At 67.0% G+C, this 15,903-nt stretch carries 15 protein-coding genes; 8 read left to right on the forward strand and 7 right to left on the reverse strand.

Going from position 1 to position 15,903, the window contains the following annotated elements:
- Positions 1–101: 101 nt before the first annotated feature.
- Positions 102–467, reverse strand: coding sequence for a MerC domain-containing protein (locus C8J44_RS06225; RefSeq protein WP_183128709.1), 366 nt, complete (start codon positions 465–467; stop codon positions 102–104).
- A gap of 86 nt (positions 468–553) precedes the next feature.
- On the opposite strand from C8J44_RS06225, the gene C8J44_RS06230 reads away from it, so the two are divergent.
- The 4 genes from C8J44_RS06230 to C8J44_RS06245 all read left to right on the forward strand — a co-directional run bounded on the left by C8J44_RS06230 (position 554) and on the right by C8J44_RS06245 (position 4,855).
- A complete protein-coding gene (locus C8J44_RS06230) occupies positions 554–1,771 on the forward strand; it encodes a GTP-binding protein (RefSeq protein WP_183128710.1) in 1,218 nt (405 codons plus the stop codon).
- Positions 1,771–2,409, forward strand: coding sequence for a DUF1826 domain-containing protein (locus C8J44_RS06235; RefSeq protein ID WP_121903693.1), 639 nt, complete (start codon positions 1,771–1,773; stop codon positions 2,407–2,409). Before C8J44_RS06230 ends, C8J44_RS06235 begins: the two co-directional genes overlap by 1 nt.
- A 75-nt stretch (positions 2,410–2,484) precedes the next feature.
- On the forward strand, positions 2,485–3,273 hold the full coding sequence (locus C8J44_RS06240; protein ID WP_121903694.1) for a phosphatase PAP2 family protein: 789 nt from the start codon (positions 2,485–2,487) through the stop codon (positions 3,271–3,273).
- Between the two features lie 10 nt (positions 3,274–3,283).
- Positions 3,284–4,855 (forward strand): alkaline phosphatase, encoded by a 1,572-nt coding sequence (locus C8J44_RS06245; protein WP_121903695.1) that lies wholly within the window; start codon positions 3,284–3,286, stop codon positions 4,853–4,855.
- Positions 4,856–5,249: 394 nt separating this feature from the next.
- Here C8J44_RS06245 and C8J44_RS06255 read toward each other — a convergent pair whose 3' ends face one another.
- On the reverse strand, positions 5,250–5,900 hold the full coding sequence (locus C8J44_RS06255; protein ID WP_121903696.1) for a BON domain-containing protein: 651 nt from the start codon (positions 5,898–5,900) through the stop codon (positions 5,250–5,252).
- A 188-nt stretch (positions 5,901–6,088) separates the two neighbouring features.
- Between C8J44_RS06255 and C8J44_RS06260 the strand changes: the two genes are divergently transcribed.
- From C8J44_RS06260 to C8J44_RS06275, 4 genes are all read left to right on the forward strand, one after another.
- The gene (locus C8J44_RS06260; protein WP_183128711.1) at positions 6,089–6,889 is read left to right on the forward strand and encodes a universal stress protein; all 801 of its coding nucleotides are present in this window, start codon (positions 6,089–6,091) and stop codon (positions 6,887–6,889) included.
- 226 nt (positions 6,890–7,115) lie between these two features.
- Positions 7,116–8,714, forward strand: a complete 1,599-nt coding sequence (locus C8J44_RS06265) for a PAS domain S-box protein (RefSeq protein WP_259466727.1) — start codon at positions 7,116–7,118, stop codon at positions 8,712–8,714.
- A complete protein-coding gene (locus C8J44_RS06270) occupies positions 8,707–9,339 on the forward strand; it encodes a response regulator transcription factor (protein WP_121903697.1) in 633 nt (210 codons plus the stop codon). The genes C8J44_RS06265 and C8J44_RS06270 overlap by 8 nt, the downstream gene beginning before the upstream one ends.
- Positions 9,340–9,406: 67 nt before the next feature.
- Positions 9,407–9,823: a hypothetical protein gene (locus tag C8J44_RS06275; protein WP_183128712.1), complete on the forward strand. Its 417-nt coding sequence runs from the start codon at positions 9,407–9,409 to the stop codon at positions 9,821–9,823.
- A gap of 468 nt (positions 9,824–10,291) precedes the next feature.
- On the opposite strand, the gene C8J44_RS06280 is transcribed toward C8J44_RS06275, so the two are convergent.
- The 5 genes from C8J44_RS06280 to C8J44_RS06300 form a co-directional block, all read right to left on the reverse strand.
- Positions 10,292–10,561 carry a hypothetical protein gene (locus tag C8J44_RS06280; protein WP_121903699.1) on the reverse strand — a complete coding sequence of 90 codons (270 nt, stop codon included), beginning with the start codon at positions 10,559–10,561 and terminating at the stop codon, positions 10,292–10,294.
- A gap of 128 nt (positions 10,562–10,689) precedes the next feature.
- A complete protein-coding gene (locus C8J44_RS06285; RefSeq protein ID WP_121903700.1) occupies positions 10,690–11,730 on the reverse strand; it encodes an acetate/propionate family kinase in 1,041 nt (346 codons plus the stop codon).
- Complete coding sequence (locus C8J44_RS06290) at positions 11,718–14,102, reverse strand: phosphoketolase (protein ID WP_121903701.1); 2,385 nt, start codon at positions 14,100–14,102, stop codon at positions 11,718–11,720. Before C8J44_RS06290 ends, C8J44_RS06285 begins: the two co-directional genes overlap by 13 nt.
- A gap of 2 nt (positions 14,103–14,104) precedes the next feature.
- Positions 14,105–15,136 carry an alcohol dehydrogenase AdhP gene (adhP, locus tag C8J44_RS06295; RefSeq protein ID WP_121903702.1) on the reverse strand — a complete coding sequence of 344 codons (1,032 nt, stop codon included), beginning with the start codon at positions 15,134–15,136 and terminating at the stop codon, positions 14,105–14,107.
- 26 nt (positions 15,137–15,162) lie between these two features.
- The gene (locus tag C8J44_RS06300; protein ID WP_121903703.1) at positions 15,163–15,846 is read right to left on the reverse strand and encodes an NAD(P)H-dependent oxidoreductase; all 684 of its coding nucleotides are present in this window, start codon (positions 15,844–15,846) and stop codon (positions 15,163–15,165) included.
- Between the last annotated feature and the right edge of the window lie 57 nt (positions 15,847–15,903).

The raw sequence follows: 15,903 nt of genomic DNA on the forward strand, positions 1-15,903 counted from the left end.
GCCGCATGTGCGCTTCCGCTACTCGAGCGAAGGCAGAGCCTCCTTTAGTCCGTGATCGAGCAAGTTGGGCGAGATCTTCAACGCGAAGTGTCGGACTGTCGTCAGGTAAGGCAGGTATGCCGCAGCCGCAGGTTCATAATGTGCGCGATCGCCACCAGGATGCCGCCAGTCACCGTGACGGCGACCTCGGCGCTGCCTTCCGGCAGGACGAACGCCCCTATCGTCATCAGACCCAGTCCGGCGGCACCAAGGCACAGCGGCCATGATGTGGCGTGACGGGTACGCCCACCGATCAGCGCGATCGCCGCTATCGGGACAGCCACCAGCAGCACCCAACGGTGGAAGCTTTCGGGGATGACGATGATCGCGGACACCATCGGCACCGCCGCCAGGAGGAGCGGTAGCGCAAGGCAATGCACCATGCACGCCGCCGACCCCGCCATCGCCGCCCGATCGAGCCAGTCCATTCCGCACGTCCGTATCGTTCTCATCTTGCCACGCCCGCCGTCAATATCGTAATGATACATCATATCATTTTGCATGAGGTAAGTCGATGGTCCATGATGTGAAGCCGCTGTTGCCCGTGACGGTCCTGTCCGGATTCCTGGGCGCGGGTAAGACGACGCTTCTCAATCACATCCTCGCCAACCGGGAGGGCCGGCGGGTGGCGGTGATCGTCAACGACATGTCCGAGGTGAACATCGATGCGGATCTGGTGCGGAGCGGCGATACCGCCCTGTCGCGCCGTGAAGACACGCTGGTCGAGATGACCAATGGCTGCATCTGCTGTACGCTGCGCGAGGATCTGCTCGTCGAGGTGCGGGCGCTGGCCGATGCGGGACGGTTCGACTGCCTGGTCATCGAAAGTACCGGTATCTCCGAACCGTTGCCGGTGGCCGCGACCTTCTCGTTCGAGGACGAAACAGGCGAAAGCCTGTCGGACGTCGCGCGGCTCGACACGATGGTGACGGTGGTCGACGCCGCCAACCTGCTCCGCGACTATGCGAGCACCGACTTTCTCGCCGATCGCGGCGAGGTGCTCGGCGACGACGATCGTCGCAGCCTGGTCGGGTTGCTTGTCGAGCAGATCGAGTTCGCGGACGTGATCGTCATCACCAAGGGCGATCTGGTCGACGCCGCGCAACGCGCGACCGTGCGAAAACTGGTCGCGTCGCTCAACGCCGATGCCCGCATCGTCGAGGCCGATCACGGACGCGTGCCGCTCGATTCCGTTATCGAAACCGGGCTGTTCGACGAGGAGAAGGCAGAATTGCATTCGCTGTGGGCGAAGGAACTCTACGGTCATGCCGATCACCGTCCCGAAAGCGAGGAATACGGCGTGGAAAGCTTCGTCTACCGGGCTCGCGCGCCGTTCGACCCGGTGAAGTTCCACGCCTTCGCGCGCGGCGGCTGGCCGGGTGTGGTCCGGGCGAAGGGGCATTTCTGGCTCGCGACGCGCCCTGACTGGTGTGGCGAGCTGGTACAGGCCGGCGCGCAGTCGGCGACGGAGGCGCTGGGCCGCTGGTGGGCCTGCGTGCCGGAGCCGAAGCGACCGAGCGGTGAAGCGTGGGAGCGGATGGTCGCCGCGAAATGGTCGCCGATCTGGGGCGATCGACGGCAGGAACTGGTCTTCATCGGCATCGACATGGACGAGGCCGAGATCCGGCGTCGTCTCGATGCCTGCCTGGTGCCCGCCGCCGCTTTCACCCCCCGGTTGTGGGAGGGGCTGCCCGATCCGTTCCCCGCCTGGGGCGTGCGGGAGATGGCGTGATGACCGACGCGTCGATACTCGCACCAGTCCGCTCGCACGTTCATCGGGCGCGGACCGTCGATGCGCTCGCTGCGATCCTCGACCCCGACGTCAATCTCGCGATCTGGGAGCGACCATCGGTGCCGGTCGGGGCACTAGGCGGTTTCGGCACCATCCAGATGACGACGACGGTCGATCGCGCGCATGAGGAACTGACCGGTGCGTTCGCGCAGCTGCCCGCCGCCGCCTGGCATGCGGATATCGCCGCGGACATCGCCGCGCTCACAACGTCCTTCGCGGCGATCATGGCGCTGTCGCACGTCGTGATCCGGCTGGAGCGGGTGGTCGGCGACGCCTGCAAACGCTGGCACGCCGATTACGTCTCGGTTCGCCTGATCTGCACCTATCGCGGATCGGGAACGCAGTGGATCGCGCGGTCGGTCGAAAGCCCGGACGTACCGGTCGTCGAGACACCGCAATCGCTCGACACCGGTGCGGTCGGTCTGTTCAAGGGCCGCGTTCTGGCCGGCGAGCAGGCGATCATCCACCGTTCGCCGCCGATCGCGGGCACCGGCGAGGAGCGACTTCTGCTCGTGCTCGACTGTCCGCCACCAACGGAAACCGCGGCGCTGTGGGCGAGCGCGATGCAACGTGGCTGACACATTACCGGTCCATTGCCGCTACCAAACCGGCGCACGGCGTCTCATGATACAAGCCATCAGGATACTCACCCCATGACGCGTTTGCCGCTTCTCCTCGCCGTGACGCTCGCGAGCCTGGGTGCCGTTGCCGGCGCGCAGCAGGCGCTCGGGCCAACGGGATATCTCAAGCCCGGCGCGTTCGACGTGTTGGCCATCCTGCCGCCTGCCCCCAAATCCACCGACCCTCGCGGGATCGCCGACCGCGCGATCTTCAAGGCGACGCGCGCGTTGCAGGGCAGTCCGCGCTGGGCGCTGGCCACCAACGACGTGAAGTCCGCGCCCGCCGACCTGTTCCGCGACTTCAGTTGCGCGATGGGGATCGCACTCACGCCCGAGAACGCCCCGCGGACCGCCGCTTTGCTTCGGCGCGCCATGGTTGACACATCCCGTCAAACCAACGGCGCCAAGACATTCTACAAGCGGCAGCGACCGTTCCTGATCGATCGCGGACCGATCTGCCAGCCCGCCGCCGAGGTCGCGGACAGCTATGATTACCCGTCGGGCCATACGACCGCGGGCTGGACGATGGCGACGTTGCTGGCGCAGATCGCGCCCGATCGCGCGACCGCCCTGCTCGCACGCGGCCGGGCGTATGGCGAAAGCCGGATCGTGTGCGGCGTCCACAATGCCAGCGCCGTCGAAGCGGGGCGGCTGTCCGCGTCGTCGACGCTGACTGCGATGCAGGGCGACCCGGCCTTCACCGCCGATCTCGCCGCAGCCAGGCGGGAGATCGCGGCGCTTCGACACGACGGCGGAACGGCGAAACCCGACGCTGCGCTCTGCACAGGCGAAGCGGCCCTCGTCGCCCAGCCCCTTTACTGACGAGACCATCATGACCGACACCACCGGCTCGCGCCTGCTTCTCAACCGCCGTACCATGATCGGCGCCGCCGCGGCGCTGGTCGGCGCACCGGCGATCCTGCGCGCGCAACAACTGTTCGCCGCCTACCCGTTTCGCCTCGGTATAGCGGCGGGCGATCCGGCCGCGGACGGCTTCGTCATCTGGACCCGGCTCGCGCCCGATCCGCTCGCCGAGCATGGCGGCATGCCGATGCAGCCGGTCGAGGTCGAGTGGCAGGTCGCGACCGACCCGCGCTTTGCGACGCTAGTCGCCGGTGGCAAAGCGCTGGCGCGTCCCGAACTCGCCCACTCCGTCCATGTCGAGGTGGCGGGCCTGCTACCCAATCGGCCGTATTGGTACCGGTTCACGGTCGGCAGCGAGCGCTCGACTACGGGATGCGCACGGACACTGCCGCTCGCCGGCGCGTCGCTCGACCGGCTGCGGTTCGCGGTTGCCGGCTGCCAGAACTACGAGGACGGCCTCTACACCGCCTATCGTCATCTCGCGGCGGACGATCCCGCCTTCGTCTTCCATTACGGCGACTATATCTACGAAGGGCGAAGCGCGCCGATGCCGGTCGGCTATGACGGCAAGCCCCGCCGCTTCGTCCGCGAACATGCCGGGCAGAAGCTGTTCGACCTCGCCGATTATCGCCGCCGCTACGCCCAGTACAAGACCGACCCGGACCTGCAGGCCGCCCACGCCGCCGCGGCGTGGTTCGTCACGTTCGACGATCACGAGGTCGAGAACAACTGGGTCGGCGAGATCGACCAGGAGAACGATCCGCCCGAGGTGTTCGCACTGCGCCGGGCTGCGGCATTCCAGGCCTATTACGAGCATATGCCGCTGCGTCGTTCGGCGTTTCCGGGACCTGCCGGCATGCAGATCTATCGCCGCGCGACGATCGGCAATCTGCTCGACCTGCATTTGCTCGACACCCGGCAATTCCGCACCGACCAGCCCTGCGACGACGGATTCAAGACGCGCTGCAAGGGCTGGGCGGATCCCGCGGCGCAGGTCATGGGACGCGCGCAGGAGGCGTGGCTCGCAACGGCATTGAAGCAGAAGAAGGCGCGGTGGAACGCGCTGGCGCAGCAGGTGATGATGATGCCGCTCGACCGGCGCACCGGCGACGAGCCTGCGCCGATCCGCAACATGGACAGCTGGGGCGGCTATGACGCGCCGCGCGAACGCGTGTTGAAGATGGTCGAGGGGCTCGGCAATGCCGTCGTCCTGACCGGCGACGAGCATCAGAACTATGCCGGCGTCCTGCGTACCGAGGGTGGCCAGGGCGATGCCGTCGCCGTCGAGTTCGTCGGCACGTCGATCAGCTCGGGCGGCGACGGTGCGGATCGCCGGGTCGGCGAAGACCGCATCCGCGCCCGCAACCCGTTCCTCGCCTGGACCAACGACCGTCGCGGTTACCTGCTGTGCGACGTGGGTACGGACCAGTGGAAAACGGAATTCCGGACGGTCGATACCGTCGCGCGCCCCGACGGCGCTGTCAAAACGGCCGGCACGGCGATCATCGAGCACGGCCGTGCCGCCGTAACGATGACCTGAATTCCGCTTCGCGCGAGGGTCGGAACGCTTCGGCATTCCTCCGGTCGTCCCGGTGCACCAAGACCCGGTTCTCGAGTGACACGAGCCCAGCGCGCGCAGGCTAGGTCCGGAAGTCTGGCTCAGTCTGCAGTGCTTCGCGTTCGGAGGGCGCGTCGTCCCCAGAACCAATTCTCGCGACGGTATCGCTCATCCGCGCCATGAACAGCAGGGCCGCGAATGTCACGCCGATGACGATCGCGGCGACCTGACCACAGGCGGCGGCGACGCCGATGATCAGGCTGCCAGTCGAGGCGATCTCGTCATTGGCCCGTCATTGGCGCCGAACGCCACCGCGCGCAGCCAGCCGATCCGGTCGGCGACGTGGCGTTCGCGGTGCGACGATACCGCGCCCATGTCAGACAATTTCGAGCAGGTTCTCCACCTTTACCGCACCCGGTGCCGCCCAGGCGGTGCGTTCGGCGACCATCCGGTCGTGCGGTGAATCGACCGAGCCGGTGAGCCGCACCGTGCCGCCGTCGACCGACACCTTGATCATGTCGCCATCGAAGAACCACGAGCGGTGCAGCGCGGTGCGGATGTCGTTGCTGACGTCGGTCACGTCGACGCGCGGTTTGAGCGTGACGTGGTTGATCACGCCGACCACGCCTGCGAGCGGCCTTACCGCCGCCTCGGCTGCGTCTTTCTGGAAATGCCAGCGCACTTCGCCGCGCAGGCTGACCCAGCCGTCCTCGACCTGCGCCTTGATACTGTCGTGCGGGACGGTGGTATCCCAAGACAGCCGCTCGACGATCGCACTCGCTATCGCCTCGTCGCCGCGCTTGAAGCGGTCCTCCAGCTGCACCTCGATCGCCTCGGCGACTGCCTTCACCCCATCGACGCGCGCGGCGGCACGTTCGGCGGCGTATTTCGCGGCGTAGCTGCCGGCGTGACCGCTCAGCGTCACGACGCCGTTGTTCGCCGTCACGCCGATGTGCCCGGCGGGGACACTCGGATCCCAGTTGAGTTCGGCGAGCACGGCTTTCTGCAATCTAGCGTCGTGGGACATGACACGCTCCTGGAAACAGCGCAGAGAGGTCCGAGCCGATGACCGCACCCTACCGCCGCGACCTATCTCGGCCAGCGTCGGGAACTACGCAGCCCGCGCTTATGCGTAGTTCCCGATGCTTTCCCGCGCCCGCCCTCACGCCGACAGCTCGGCGAAAGAGGGAGATCGCGCGTGACTATTCGACCCTGATGGTACATCTCGACGGCGGCCGGCCTAACGCCGTCCTGCTCGACGTCGCGGCCACGCTCGCCGATCAGCATGACGCCGCGGTGATCGGCATCGCCGCGTGCCAGCCGGTGCCGATCGGCACGTGCGACGGCTATCTCGGCGGCGACTATGCGGTGATCGAGCGCGATATCGTCGCGGACGAACTCACCCGTGCCAAGACCGAGTTCCACGCGCACGAGCGGCTCGCGAAGCACGTCCTCGAATGGCGATCGGTCCCGACGATCGTCAACATCGCGCACGTCGTCGCGGAGAATGCGCGATCCGCCGATCTGGTCATCACCAGCGCAGGTCCCGGGTTTGCCGACCGCGCGACGCACGCCGACACCGGCGACCTGATCCTGCGCGCGGGCCGTCCGGTGCTGGTCGTTCCCGACGGCGCCGCCACCGCCACCTTCTCGACGATCATGATCGCGTGGACCGATACGCGCGAATGCCGCCGCGCGATCAGCGATGCGCTGCCGATGGTCCACGCCGCCGACCGTGTGGTGATCGTCGAGGCCGCGATCGACGCGATCGATGCGCGCAAGCCGATCGACGACGTCACCGCCTGGCTCGCACGCCACGGCGTCGATGCGGACAAGGTCGTCGCGCGGATGAAGGGCACCAGCATCGACACGCTCGCCGCAATCGCGAACGACGTCGAGGCCGACCTCGTCGTCGCGGGCGCCTATGGCCACAGCAGGATCCGCGAATGGGCGTTCGGCGGCGTCACCCGCGATCTGCTGCTGCGCGACCGGCGCTGCACGTTGCTGTCGCACTGAGTCACGATGGGTGCCGTGATCCGTAAGTATCTCGGCTCGGTTGCCAAGGCGAACCGAAGACTAGTCGTCGGCGTCACGACCTTGTCGGCAATCGCGATCATCGAAGGACTATTAGCATATAGCGGGTCTTTGGCTTAACATGCGTCATGGTCCGAACGAGGGTGTACTATTCTTGTCTCCTGCCGGATCGGATCCGTGTATCGAACAAGGTCCGCATCTCAATGACTTGCCTCTGCGCGCCCCGAGCCACCGCACCGCCCGCATGATCGCGTCGCAGTCCTCGCCCGATACCGACCCGCAGGCGGTGGCGCGTGGCGATGCGATGCTGGCGGAGGAACTGGGGCTGCTGATCGACGGCGCGACGACCTATGCGATCTACATGCTCGATCCCCGCGGCCGCGTGACGATCTGGAACCGCGGGGCCGAGCGGATCAAGGGCTGGGCCGAGGCGGAGATCATCGGCCGTGATTTCGCGATCTTCTATCCCGCCGACGATATCGCGGAGGGTAAACCCGCAGCCGATCTCGCCCGCGCACACTGCGACGGCCGGATCGAGGAAGAAAGCTGGCGAGTCCGCAAGGACGGCTCAGAATTCCTCGCGCATGTCACGATCACCGCGCTCCACGACGATGCCGGCGCGCTGCGCGGGTTCGGCAAGGTGATCCGCGACATCACGCACGAAAAGGCCGCCGAGGCCGCGATCGTGCGCCGCGAACACCACCTCCGCTCGATCCTCAACACCGTCCCCGACGCGATGATCGTGATGAACGAGAACGGCATCGTCGCCTCGTTCAGCGCCGCCGCCGAACTCGTCTTCGGCTATGCGGCACGCGAGGTGATCGGCCAGAACGTCGCGATGCTGATGCCGCAGGTGGAAGCACGCGACCACGACGCGCACCTGCGCAAATACCGCCACACCGGCGAGCGCCACGTGATCGGCAACGTCAGGCTTGAACGCGCAATGCGTAAAGGCGGCGAGACGTTTCCGATCGAACTGGCGGTCGGCGAGGCGTCGATCGCGGGTGAACGCATCTTCACCGGCTTCATCCGCGACCTCACCAACCGCCACGCGACCGAACGCCGCGTGCAGGAACTCCAGTCCGAACTCGTCCACGTCTCGCGCGTCAGCGCGATGGGCACGATGGCCTCGACCTTGGCGCACGAGATCAACCAGCCGCTGACCGCGATCGCCAATTACCTCGAGGCGACGCGCGCGATGATCGACGGCAGCGCAGACCCGCTGCTGGCAGACATCGCCGAGGCGCTCGACCTCGCAGCGGCGCAATCGCTGAGGGCGGGCACGATCGTCCGCCGATTGCGTGCGTTCGTCGATGGCGGCGATACGGGCTTTCGCGACGAAGCGCTCGACCTGCTCGTCGAGGAAGCGACCAGCCTGGGCCTGCTTGGCGCGCACCAGGCGGGAATCACCGTCGTCAACTCAGCCTCGCCAAGCCCGGTCATGGTTCGCGTCGATCGCATCCAGATCCAGCAGGTGCTGGTCAACCTCATCCGCAACGCGATCCATGCGATGGCCACGTCGTCCGTCCGGACGCTGTCGATCGCCACCGCCTCCGAGCGCGAAGGCTGGATGCAGATCACCGTCGCGGACACGGGCTCCGGCATAGACAGCGACGTCCGCGCGCGCCTGTTCGAGGCGTTCGCGACCACCAAGGAGGACGGCATGGGCCTAGGCCTGTCGATTTGCCGGACGATCGTCGAGGCGCATGGCGGGCGGATCTGGGCGGACGGCGTCGCGAGCGGCGGCACCGCGTTCCACTTCACCGTGCCGCTTGCCGCGCTCCAGGAAGGCGACACCGATGACTGACGTACTCCGCACGGTGCATATCGTCGACGACGACGAGGCGATCCGCCAGTCGGTCGGCTTCCTGTTGCGCAAGGCGGGGTATGCGGTCGAAACCTATCCGGCGGGCACGCATTTCCTGAAGTCCGTGACTCGAGAGACACGCGGCTGCGTATTGCTCGACGTTCGCATGCCGGATCTCGACGGGCTGGAGGTACAGGCTCGCCTCGCGCAGACCGGCATCGCGCTGCCGGTGATCATGCTGACCGGCCACGGCGACGTCACACTAGCCGTTCGCGCGATCAAGGCGGGCGCGATCGAGTTTCTCGAAAAGCCGTTCGAGCGCAGCGCCCTGCTCGCGGCAATCGAAACCGCGCTCGCGCATGCCGCCCGGTCCGACCGCGAGCACCTTGCCGCCGCGGATGCGCTCGTACGCCTCGCAGCCCTCACACCGCGCGAACGCGACGTGCTCGACGGCATGGTACTCGGCCGCCCCAACAAGCTGATCGCCTACGACCTCGACATCGCCACCCGCACCGTCGAAGTCCACCGCGCCAATCTGATGGAAAAGCTTGCTGCACGCAGCCTGTCCGACGTCCTGCGCATCGCGTTCTCTGCAGGCCTCGGCGAGGCGGTCGAGCCGGCCTGACACCTCGCTTTCTACGTACAGACGCGGCGGCGTCCGCATGTCATCAAAGGACCGACAAGGATGCCCGATGACCGACCACGCTCCCCAATCGCATGACGGCATCGGCATTTCGCTGGTCGACGGCGACCCCGCGATCCGCCGCGCGCGCCAGATCATGCTGCTCTCGGAGCATTACGACGTCCGCTCCTATGCGACCGGCGCGGCGCTGCTCGCCGACCCCAGATCGCGCGACGTCCCCTGCATCGTCGTCGATGTCGAAGGCACGGAGGGCACCGGCATGGCCACGCTCCAGGCGATGCGCGCGTCGGGCTGGCGCGGCAAGGCGATCCTGCTCGACGGCACCGCCCCGCCCCCCGCGCTGATCCACGCCGCCGAACGCCACGGCGACCGCATCCTCGACCGCACCGCCGGGGACGCCCCGCTGCTCACCGCGATCGCCGCCTCGATCGACCGCGGCTGGTCCGGCTGGAACGCGGAGGGGTGACTGCGGCGTGAGGATAGCCTGTTTTCCCGCGAGGCGGGGTCCAGACTGGCTACCGCCTTCGCGGGAGGCCAAAAGCGTGTTCGATCCGCGAGCGCCATTCGAGCGCCCGTCCCACGTCCGCACCGATCGCTAGCGCGCGCTAGACTAGTTCCCGATTCTGGTGCCGCCACATCCCGATCCTACGGTTTGGCAACGCCCAATTACCGAGGATCACGCCATGAATTCAGCCATTCGATCGTCGCCGGCTTCGACGACCACAACTGACCGGCGAACTGCCGATCATCGAGCCGATCGCCTGACGCAGGCGCAGGCGCACGGGGCTCCACGGCAATCCTGTCGAGCGATGACCCCGTGGTGGTCCAAAGCCGCCTCCCCAGCCTCAAGCCATGCTTCCCGGCGTTCGCCTGCGCTGCGGCTACCGTTCGCTGATCCATACTGCGCTGCGCACCATGGCAGCGGGAATGCGGACTAGCAGGCGAGCTTAAGCGTCAGGCGCGGGCGATACGCGATCACCCGGAGGCGCGGCGCGGCGCCGATACTCCGCACCGCCAACGTCAGCACAGGTTCGGCGATCAGGCCGACGGCCTGGACGGACAGCGCTTCCAGCGTCTCGCCATAGAGTTGCGCAAGCAGTTCGTGAGCCCGGCGCGCGCACGGCCCTGCGGCGGCATCGGCCATCGCCCGCGTGGCGTCGAGGCGGCGCTGGAAATAGAGTATCTCGGTGTGGATAGCGTTCATCACGAACTCCCCGCCGGTCCGCCCCGCTGCCGCACGATGCGGGTGTCGATGAGCCGATCCGTATCTAGACGGTAGCGGGCGTGGACGGCGGCGTCGGGACTCGGAAAGCACGTACCTCGCCAAGGTCGTCAGGCGAGTGCGGTGGCATGCAGCGCGATCTGCGCGTCCTCCTGCGAGGGTAGTATCCGGATTTCGAGGCCTGGAACCCACGCGAGACCCGCGCGGATCGCTCGCGCGGTCGGCGCGTCGTTCTCGCCGATCCCGCCGGTCAGCACGAGCATGTCCGCGCCGCCGAGCGAGGCTATCATCGTTGCGATCTGCTTGCACACCGATCGCTCGAACATCCGGACGGCGAGGTCGGCGTCTTCGGTCGCCGCAGCGCGCAGGACGCGCATGTCGCCGGACAGCCCCGAGATACCCGTCATTCCGGAAGCATGATCGACCATCGTCGCCAGCGCCTTGGCGTCCAGCTCGGCTTCTCGCAGCAGGTACAGCAACACGCCCGGGTCGATATCCCCGGTCCGCGTCGCCATGATCACGCCGCCCGACGGGGTCAGCCCCATGCTGGTGTCGATCGATCGCCCATCGCGCACGGCGGTCACGCTCGCGCCGTTGCCGAGGTGCGCGATCACTAGTCGGCCCGGTCTGTCTTGGCCGAGTTGCCGTACGATCGACTCGCAGGACAGGCCGTGGAAACCGTAGCGCCGCACGCCGGTCGCGTGGTATTCGCGCGGGATCGGCAGCGTCCTGGCGATGTCGGGCATGCCCGCATGGAACGCGGTATCGAAGCACGCGATCTGCGGCACGCCCGGATAGCGTACTTCCGCGGCCCGGATCAGCGCCAGCGACGCCGGCCCGTGCAGCGGCGCGAACGCACACGCCGCCTCCAGATCCGCCAACACCGCATCGTCGATCCGGCAATGCGCGTCGCGGTGCGGGCCACCGTGGACGATCCTGTGACCGATCACCGCCGGCGTCGGCCACCCCGTCAACGCGGTCTCGATCGTATCGAAGAAACGCGCATGATCGTCGCCATCATCGTCGGGCGTCTCGATCGTCCCGCCGACGAGCAGGACGGGCTCCGGATCGACCGCGCACAGCCCATATTTCAGCGACGACGAACCGCTGTTGAGCGCGAGAACTACCGCGCCCCCCTCTACCGTGCCCATTGCCAGTCACGCACCTCCGGCAGATCGTCGCCCTGCTCGGCGATGTAGAGCTTGTGCCGCTCCATCGTCGTCCAATACCGCGCCGTCTCGCGCGGCACGCAATCGCGCAGTCGAGGCACGCGCTCGATCGCGTCCAGCGCCAGCCGGTACCGGTCGAGATCGTTCAGCACGACCATGTCGAACGGCGTCGTCGTCGTCCCCATCTCCTTATATCCGCGGACGTGGATATTGGCGTGGTTCGCGCGCCGATAGGTCAGCTTGTGGATCATCGCCGGATAGCCGTGGAACGCGAAGATCACCGGCTTGTCGCGCGTGAACATCGCGTCGAACTCGCGCTCGTCGAGCCCGTGCGAATGTTCGGAGCGTGGTTGCAGCACCATCAGGTCGACCACGTTGACCACCCGGATGCGGATATCGGGCACGTAGGCGCGCAGCATCGTCACCGCCGCCAGCGTCTCCAGCGTCGGCACATCGCCCGCACACGCCATCACCACGTCGGGGTCGGCATCGTCGCCCGCCCACGCCCAGATCCCCGCACCCGCGGTGCAGTGCCGCACCGCTGCGTCGATCCCGAGCCATTGCCATTCGGGCTGCTTCCCCGCGACGATCACGTTCACATAGCCGCGACTGCGCAGGCAATGATCGCCGACCGACAACAGGCAGTTCGTATCGGGCGGGAGGTAAATCCGCGCGACGTCCGCGGTCTTGTTCGCAACGTGATCGATGAACCCCGGATCCTGGTGCGACAGCCCGTTATGATCCTGCCGCCAGACATGCGAGGTCAGCAGATAATTGAGCGACGCGATCGGCCGCCGCCACGGGATCGTCCTGGTCGTCTTGAGCCACTTGGCATGCTGGTTGACCATCGAATCGACGATGTGGACGAACGCTTCGTAACACGAGAACAGCCCGTGCCGCCCGGTCAGCAGATACCCCTCGAGCCAGCCTTGGCAGAGATGTTCGCTCAGCACTTCCATGACGCGTCCGTCGGGCCCGAGGTGCTCGTCGACCGCCTCGACATCCGCCATCCACGCCTTGCCCGACACGTCGTACACGTCTGCAAGCCGGTTCGACGCGGTCTCGTCGGGGCCGAACAACCGGAAGTTCACCGTCGCCAGGTTGAGCTTCATCACATCGCGCAGATACCGGCCGAGCACCCGCGTCGCCTCGGCCTTCACCTTGCCCGGCGTTTCCACCGGCACCGCGAAGCTCCGAAAATCGGGCAGCGACAACGGCACCATCAGCTCGCCACCATTGGCGTGCGGATTCGATCCCATCCGCCGATGCCCGGTCGGCGCGAGCGACGCATACTCCTCCAGGAACTTGCCCGTCTCGTCGAACAGCTCTTCAGGCCGGTAACTCCGCATCCACGCCTCGAGCTGGCGCAGATGCTCCGGATCCTTGAAGTCCGCAATCGGCACCTGATGCGCGCGCCACGTCCCCTCGACCGGCTTGCCATCGACGAACTTCGGCCCGGTCCAGCCTTTCGGCGTACGGAACACGATCATCGGCCAGCGCGGTCGCTCGGGCGTCACACCCTCGACACGCGCCGCCGCCTGGATCGCCTGGATCCGCGCCAGCGCCTTGTCGAGCGCCGCGGCAAGCTGTTGGTGGACCGCCGCCGGATCGCTGCCGCCGACATAATAGGGCTCATGCCCATAGCCGCGCAGCAACGCATCGAGCTCGTGCCCGTCGATCCGCGCGAGGATCGTCGGGTTGGCGATCTTGAAGCCGTTGAGGTGCAGGATCGGCAGCACCGCGCCGTCGCGCGCGGGGTTGAGGAACTTGTTCGAATGCCAGCTCGCCGCCAGCGCGCCGGTCTCCGCCTCGCCGTCCCCGACCACGCACGCGACGATCAGGTCGGGATTGTCGAACGCCGCGCCGTAAGCATGCGCGAGCGAGTACCCGAGCTCGCCGCCTTCGTGCATCGATCCCGGCGTCTCGGGTGCGACATGGCTCGGGATGCCGCCCGGCCAGGAGAATTGCCGGAACAGCCGGTGCATGCCCGACCGGCTCCGCTCGATCGCGGGATAGCGTTCGGTGTACGAGCCCTCCAGATAGGTGTTGGCCACCAGCCCGGGCCCGCCATGCCCCGGCCCGATGATGTTGATCGTGTCGAGGTCATGCTCGACGATCAGGCGGTTGAGATGGACGTACAGGAAGTTCAGCCCCGGTGTCGTCCCCCAATGCCCGAGCAATCGCGGCTTCACGTCGGCGATCGTCAGTGGCCGATCGAGCAACGCATTGTCCCGCAAGTAGATCTGCCCGACCGACAAATAATTCGCCGCCCGCCAATAGGCATCCATCCGGCGCAGCATGTCGTGGGACAGAGGGTGCGTCCTGGCAGGCGCCAGCGTTGCAGTATCGGCCATGTTCAGCTCCCGAAATCGAGGACGACGCGCGACGCGACCTGCCCGTGCTGGAGCCGGTCGAAGATGTCGTTGATTGCCGACAAAGGCTGCACTTCGATATCGGCCTTCACCTTGCCATCCGCGGCAAAGGCGAGCGCCTCGGCCATGTCCTTGCGCGTCCCGACGAACGAGCCGCGCACCGTGATGCACTGCGCCACCACGTCGAACAGCGGCATCGGAAAGTCACCCGGCGGCAGGCCGACGAGCACGCACGTCCCCTTGCGCCGCGTCATCGCTACGCCCTGATTGAATGCGGTCAACGACGGCGCGGTAATCAGAACGCCGTGCGCGCCGCCCCCCGTCCCATCCTTCAGCGCCGCGATCGCATCCGGCTTGCGCGCGTCGATCAACAGTTCCGCGCCGAGGGCCTTCGCGTGGGCCAATTTGCCTTCGTCGACATCGACGGCGGCAACGCGCAACCCCATCGCCTTGGCGTACTGCACCGCGAGATGCCCCAGCCCGCCGACACCCGAAATCGCGACCCACTCGCCCGGCTTAGCGCCGGTTTCCTTGATGCCCTTGTATGTCGTGATGCCCGCGCAGATGATCGGCGCCGCCTCGACCGCGGACAGCCCGGCGGGAATATGCGCGACGTAGTTCGGGTCGGCGAGGATATACTCCGCGAACCCGCCATTGCGCGTGTAGCCGCCGAACTCCGCCTCGGCGCACACCGTCTCCCAGGCGGACAGGCAATATTCGCAATGCCCGCACGCCGAGTAGAGCCAGGGCACACCGACCCGGTCGCCAAGCGTCACGATCGTCACCCCCGCGCCGACCTCGACGACGATGCCGATGCCCTCATGACCTGGAATGAACGGCGGCGTCGGCTTGACGGGCCAGTCGCCGTGCGCGGCGTGCAGATCGGTGTGACACACCCCGCATGCTTCGGTCTTGACGACGATCTGTCCGGGTCCTGCAACCGGTATCGGCCATTCGCGCAGGATAAGGGGTTTACCGAACGCCTCGACGACGGCGGCGTGCATCATACGGGTCATGGAATTTCCTTGAAGATGCGGATGGATCAGCGTGCCATCCGGGCGACGAGCGCGGGATCGGCCAGCAGCGCCTCGTCGCCGAACGCGATCTGCGCACAGGTCCGCTGCGCCTGCGCCGCGACCTCGCGCAGATACTGGTCGGCGAACCGCGCACTGAGGCCCGGCACGATATGCGCGTATCGCCGATGCTCCTGTGACCGCATCCCGAACGCATGCACCAGATACTGGTCGAAGACGCTGTTGAGGCCCTGTCCCTGCCCTTGTTCGTCGAGCCAGACCTTGCTCGCCGCGGAGGTCGAGAAGCTGACCAGCCGCTTGCCGCCGAGCAGGTCGGTCCGCACCCGTCCCTGCAACGCCTCGGGCTGGACGCCTGCGCCGAACACGCGTTCGACATACCCCTTCAGCATCGCCGGCGGCGTCCCGAACCAGATCGGATAGACGAGAACGAAGACGTCGCAGCCGGCGATCGCATCGACTTCGGCCAGTACGTCCGCTTCATATACGGCGCCCACGTTGGTCGGCCGCTCCGCCGCCTTGAGGACCGGATCGAACCCCATCGCGTACAAATCCCGCAACACGACACCCTGCCCCGCCCCGCGCACCGCGTCGCAATAGGCGCCCGCGATCGCATGGTTGAAGCTCGACGGATCTGGATGACACAGGATCACGGCATGCCGTCCGCCTGTCGTGCCGCGCTCGCCACCTGCCATCGTTGCGTCCTCGCCAAAGTGTCGCGATCCCCGCCGGCCGCAGCAAAGCGCGGCGCG

It is taken from the genome of Sphingomonas sp. PP-CE-3A-406, from assembly GCF_003688625.1.
In the GTDB taxonomy this organism is placed as follows: domain Bacteria; phylum Pseudomonadota; class Alphaproteobacteria; order Sphingomonadales; family Sphingomonadaceae; genus Sphingomonas.

Coding starts and splice junctions, on each gene's coding strand:
- C8J44_RS06225 (WP_183128709.1), bottom strand. CDS start 467: ATGGACTGGCTCGATCGGGCGGCGATGGCGGGGTCGGCGGCGTGCATG.
- C8J44_RS06230 (WP_183128710.1), top strand. CDS start 554: ATGGTCCATGATGTGAAGCCGCTGTTGCCCGTGACGGTCCTGTCCGGA.
- C8J44_RS06235 (WP_121903693.1), top strand. CDS start 1,771: ATGACCGACGCGTCGATACTCGCACCAGTCCGCTCGCACGTTCATCGG.
- C8J44_RS06240 (WP_121903694.1), top strand. CDS start 2,485: ATGACGCGTTTGCCGCTTCTCCTCGCCGTGACGCTCGCGAGCCTGGGT.
- C8J44_RS06245 (WP_121903695.1), top strand. CDS start 3,284: ATGACCGACACCACCGGCTCGCGCCTGCTTCTCAACCGCCGTACCATG.
- C8J44_RS06255 (WP_121903696.1), bottom strand. CDS start 5,900: ATGTCCCACGACGCTAGATTGCAGAAAGCCGTGCTCGCCGAACTCAAC.
- C8J44_RS06260 (WP_183128711.1), top strand. CDS start 6,089: ATGGTACATCTCGACGGCGGCCGGCCTAACGCCGTCCTGCTCGACGTC.
- C8J44_RS06270 (WP_121903697.1), top strand. CDS start 8,707: ATGACTGACGTACTCCGCACGGTGCATATCGTCGACGACGACGAGGCG.
- C8J44_RS06275 (WP_183128712.1), top strand. CDS start 9,407: ATGACCGACCACGCTCCCCAATCGCATGACGGCATCGGCATTTCGCTG.
- C8J44_RS06280 (WP_121903699.1), bottom strand. CDS start 10,561: ATGAACGCTATCCACACCGAGATACTCTATTTCCAGCGCCGCCTCGAC.
- C8J44_RS06285 (WP_121903700.1), bottom strand. CDS start 11,730: ATGGGCACGGTAGAGGGGGGCGCGGTAGTTCTCGCGCTCAACAGCGGT.
- C8J44_RS06290 (WP_121903701.1), bottom strand. CDS start 14,102: ATGGCCGATACTGCAACGCTGGCGCCTGCCAGGACGCACCCTCTGTCC.
- adhP (WP_121903702.1), bottom strand. CDS start 15,136: ATGACCCGTATGATGCACGCCGCCGTCGTCGAGGCGTTCGGTAAACCC.
- C8J44_RS06300 (WP_121903703.1), bottom strand. CDS start 15,846: ATGGCAGGTGGCGAGCGCGGCACGACAGGCGGACGGCATGCCGTGATC.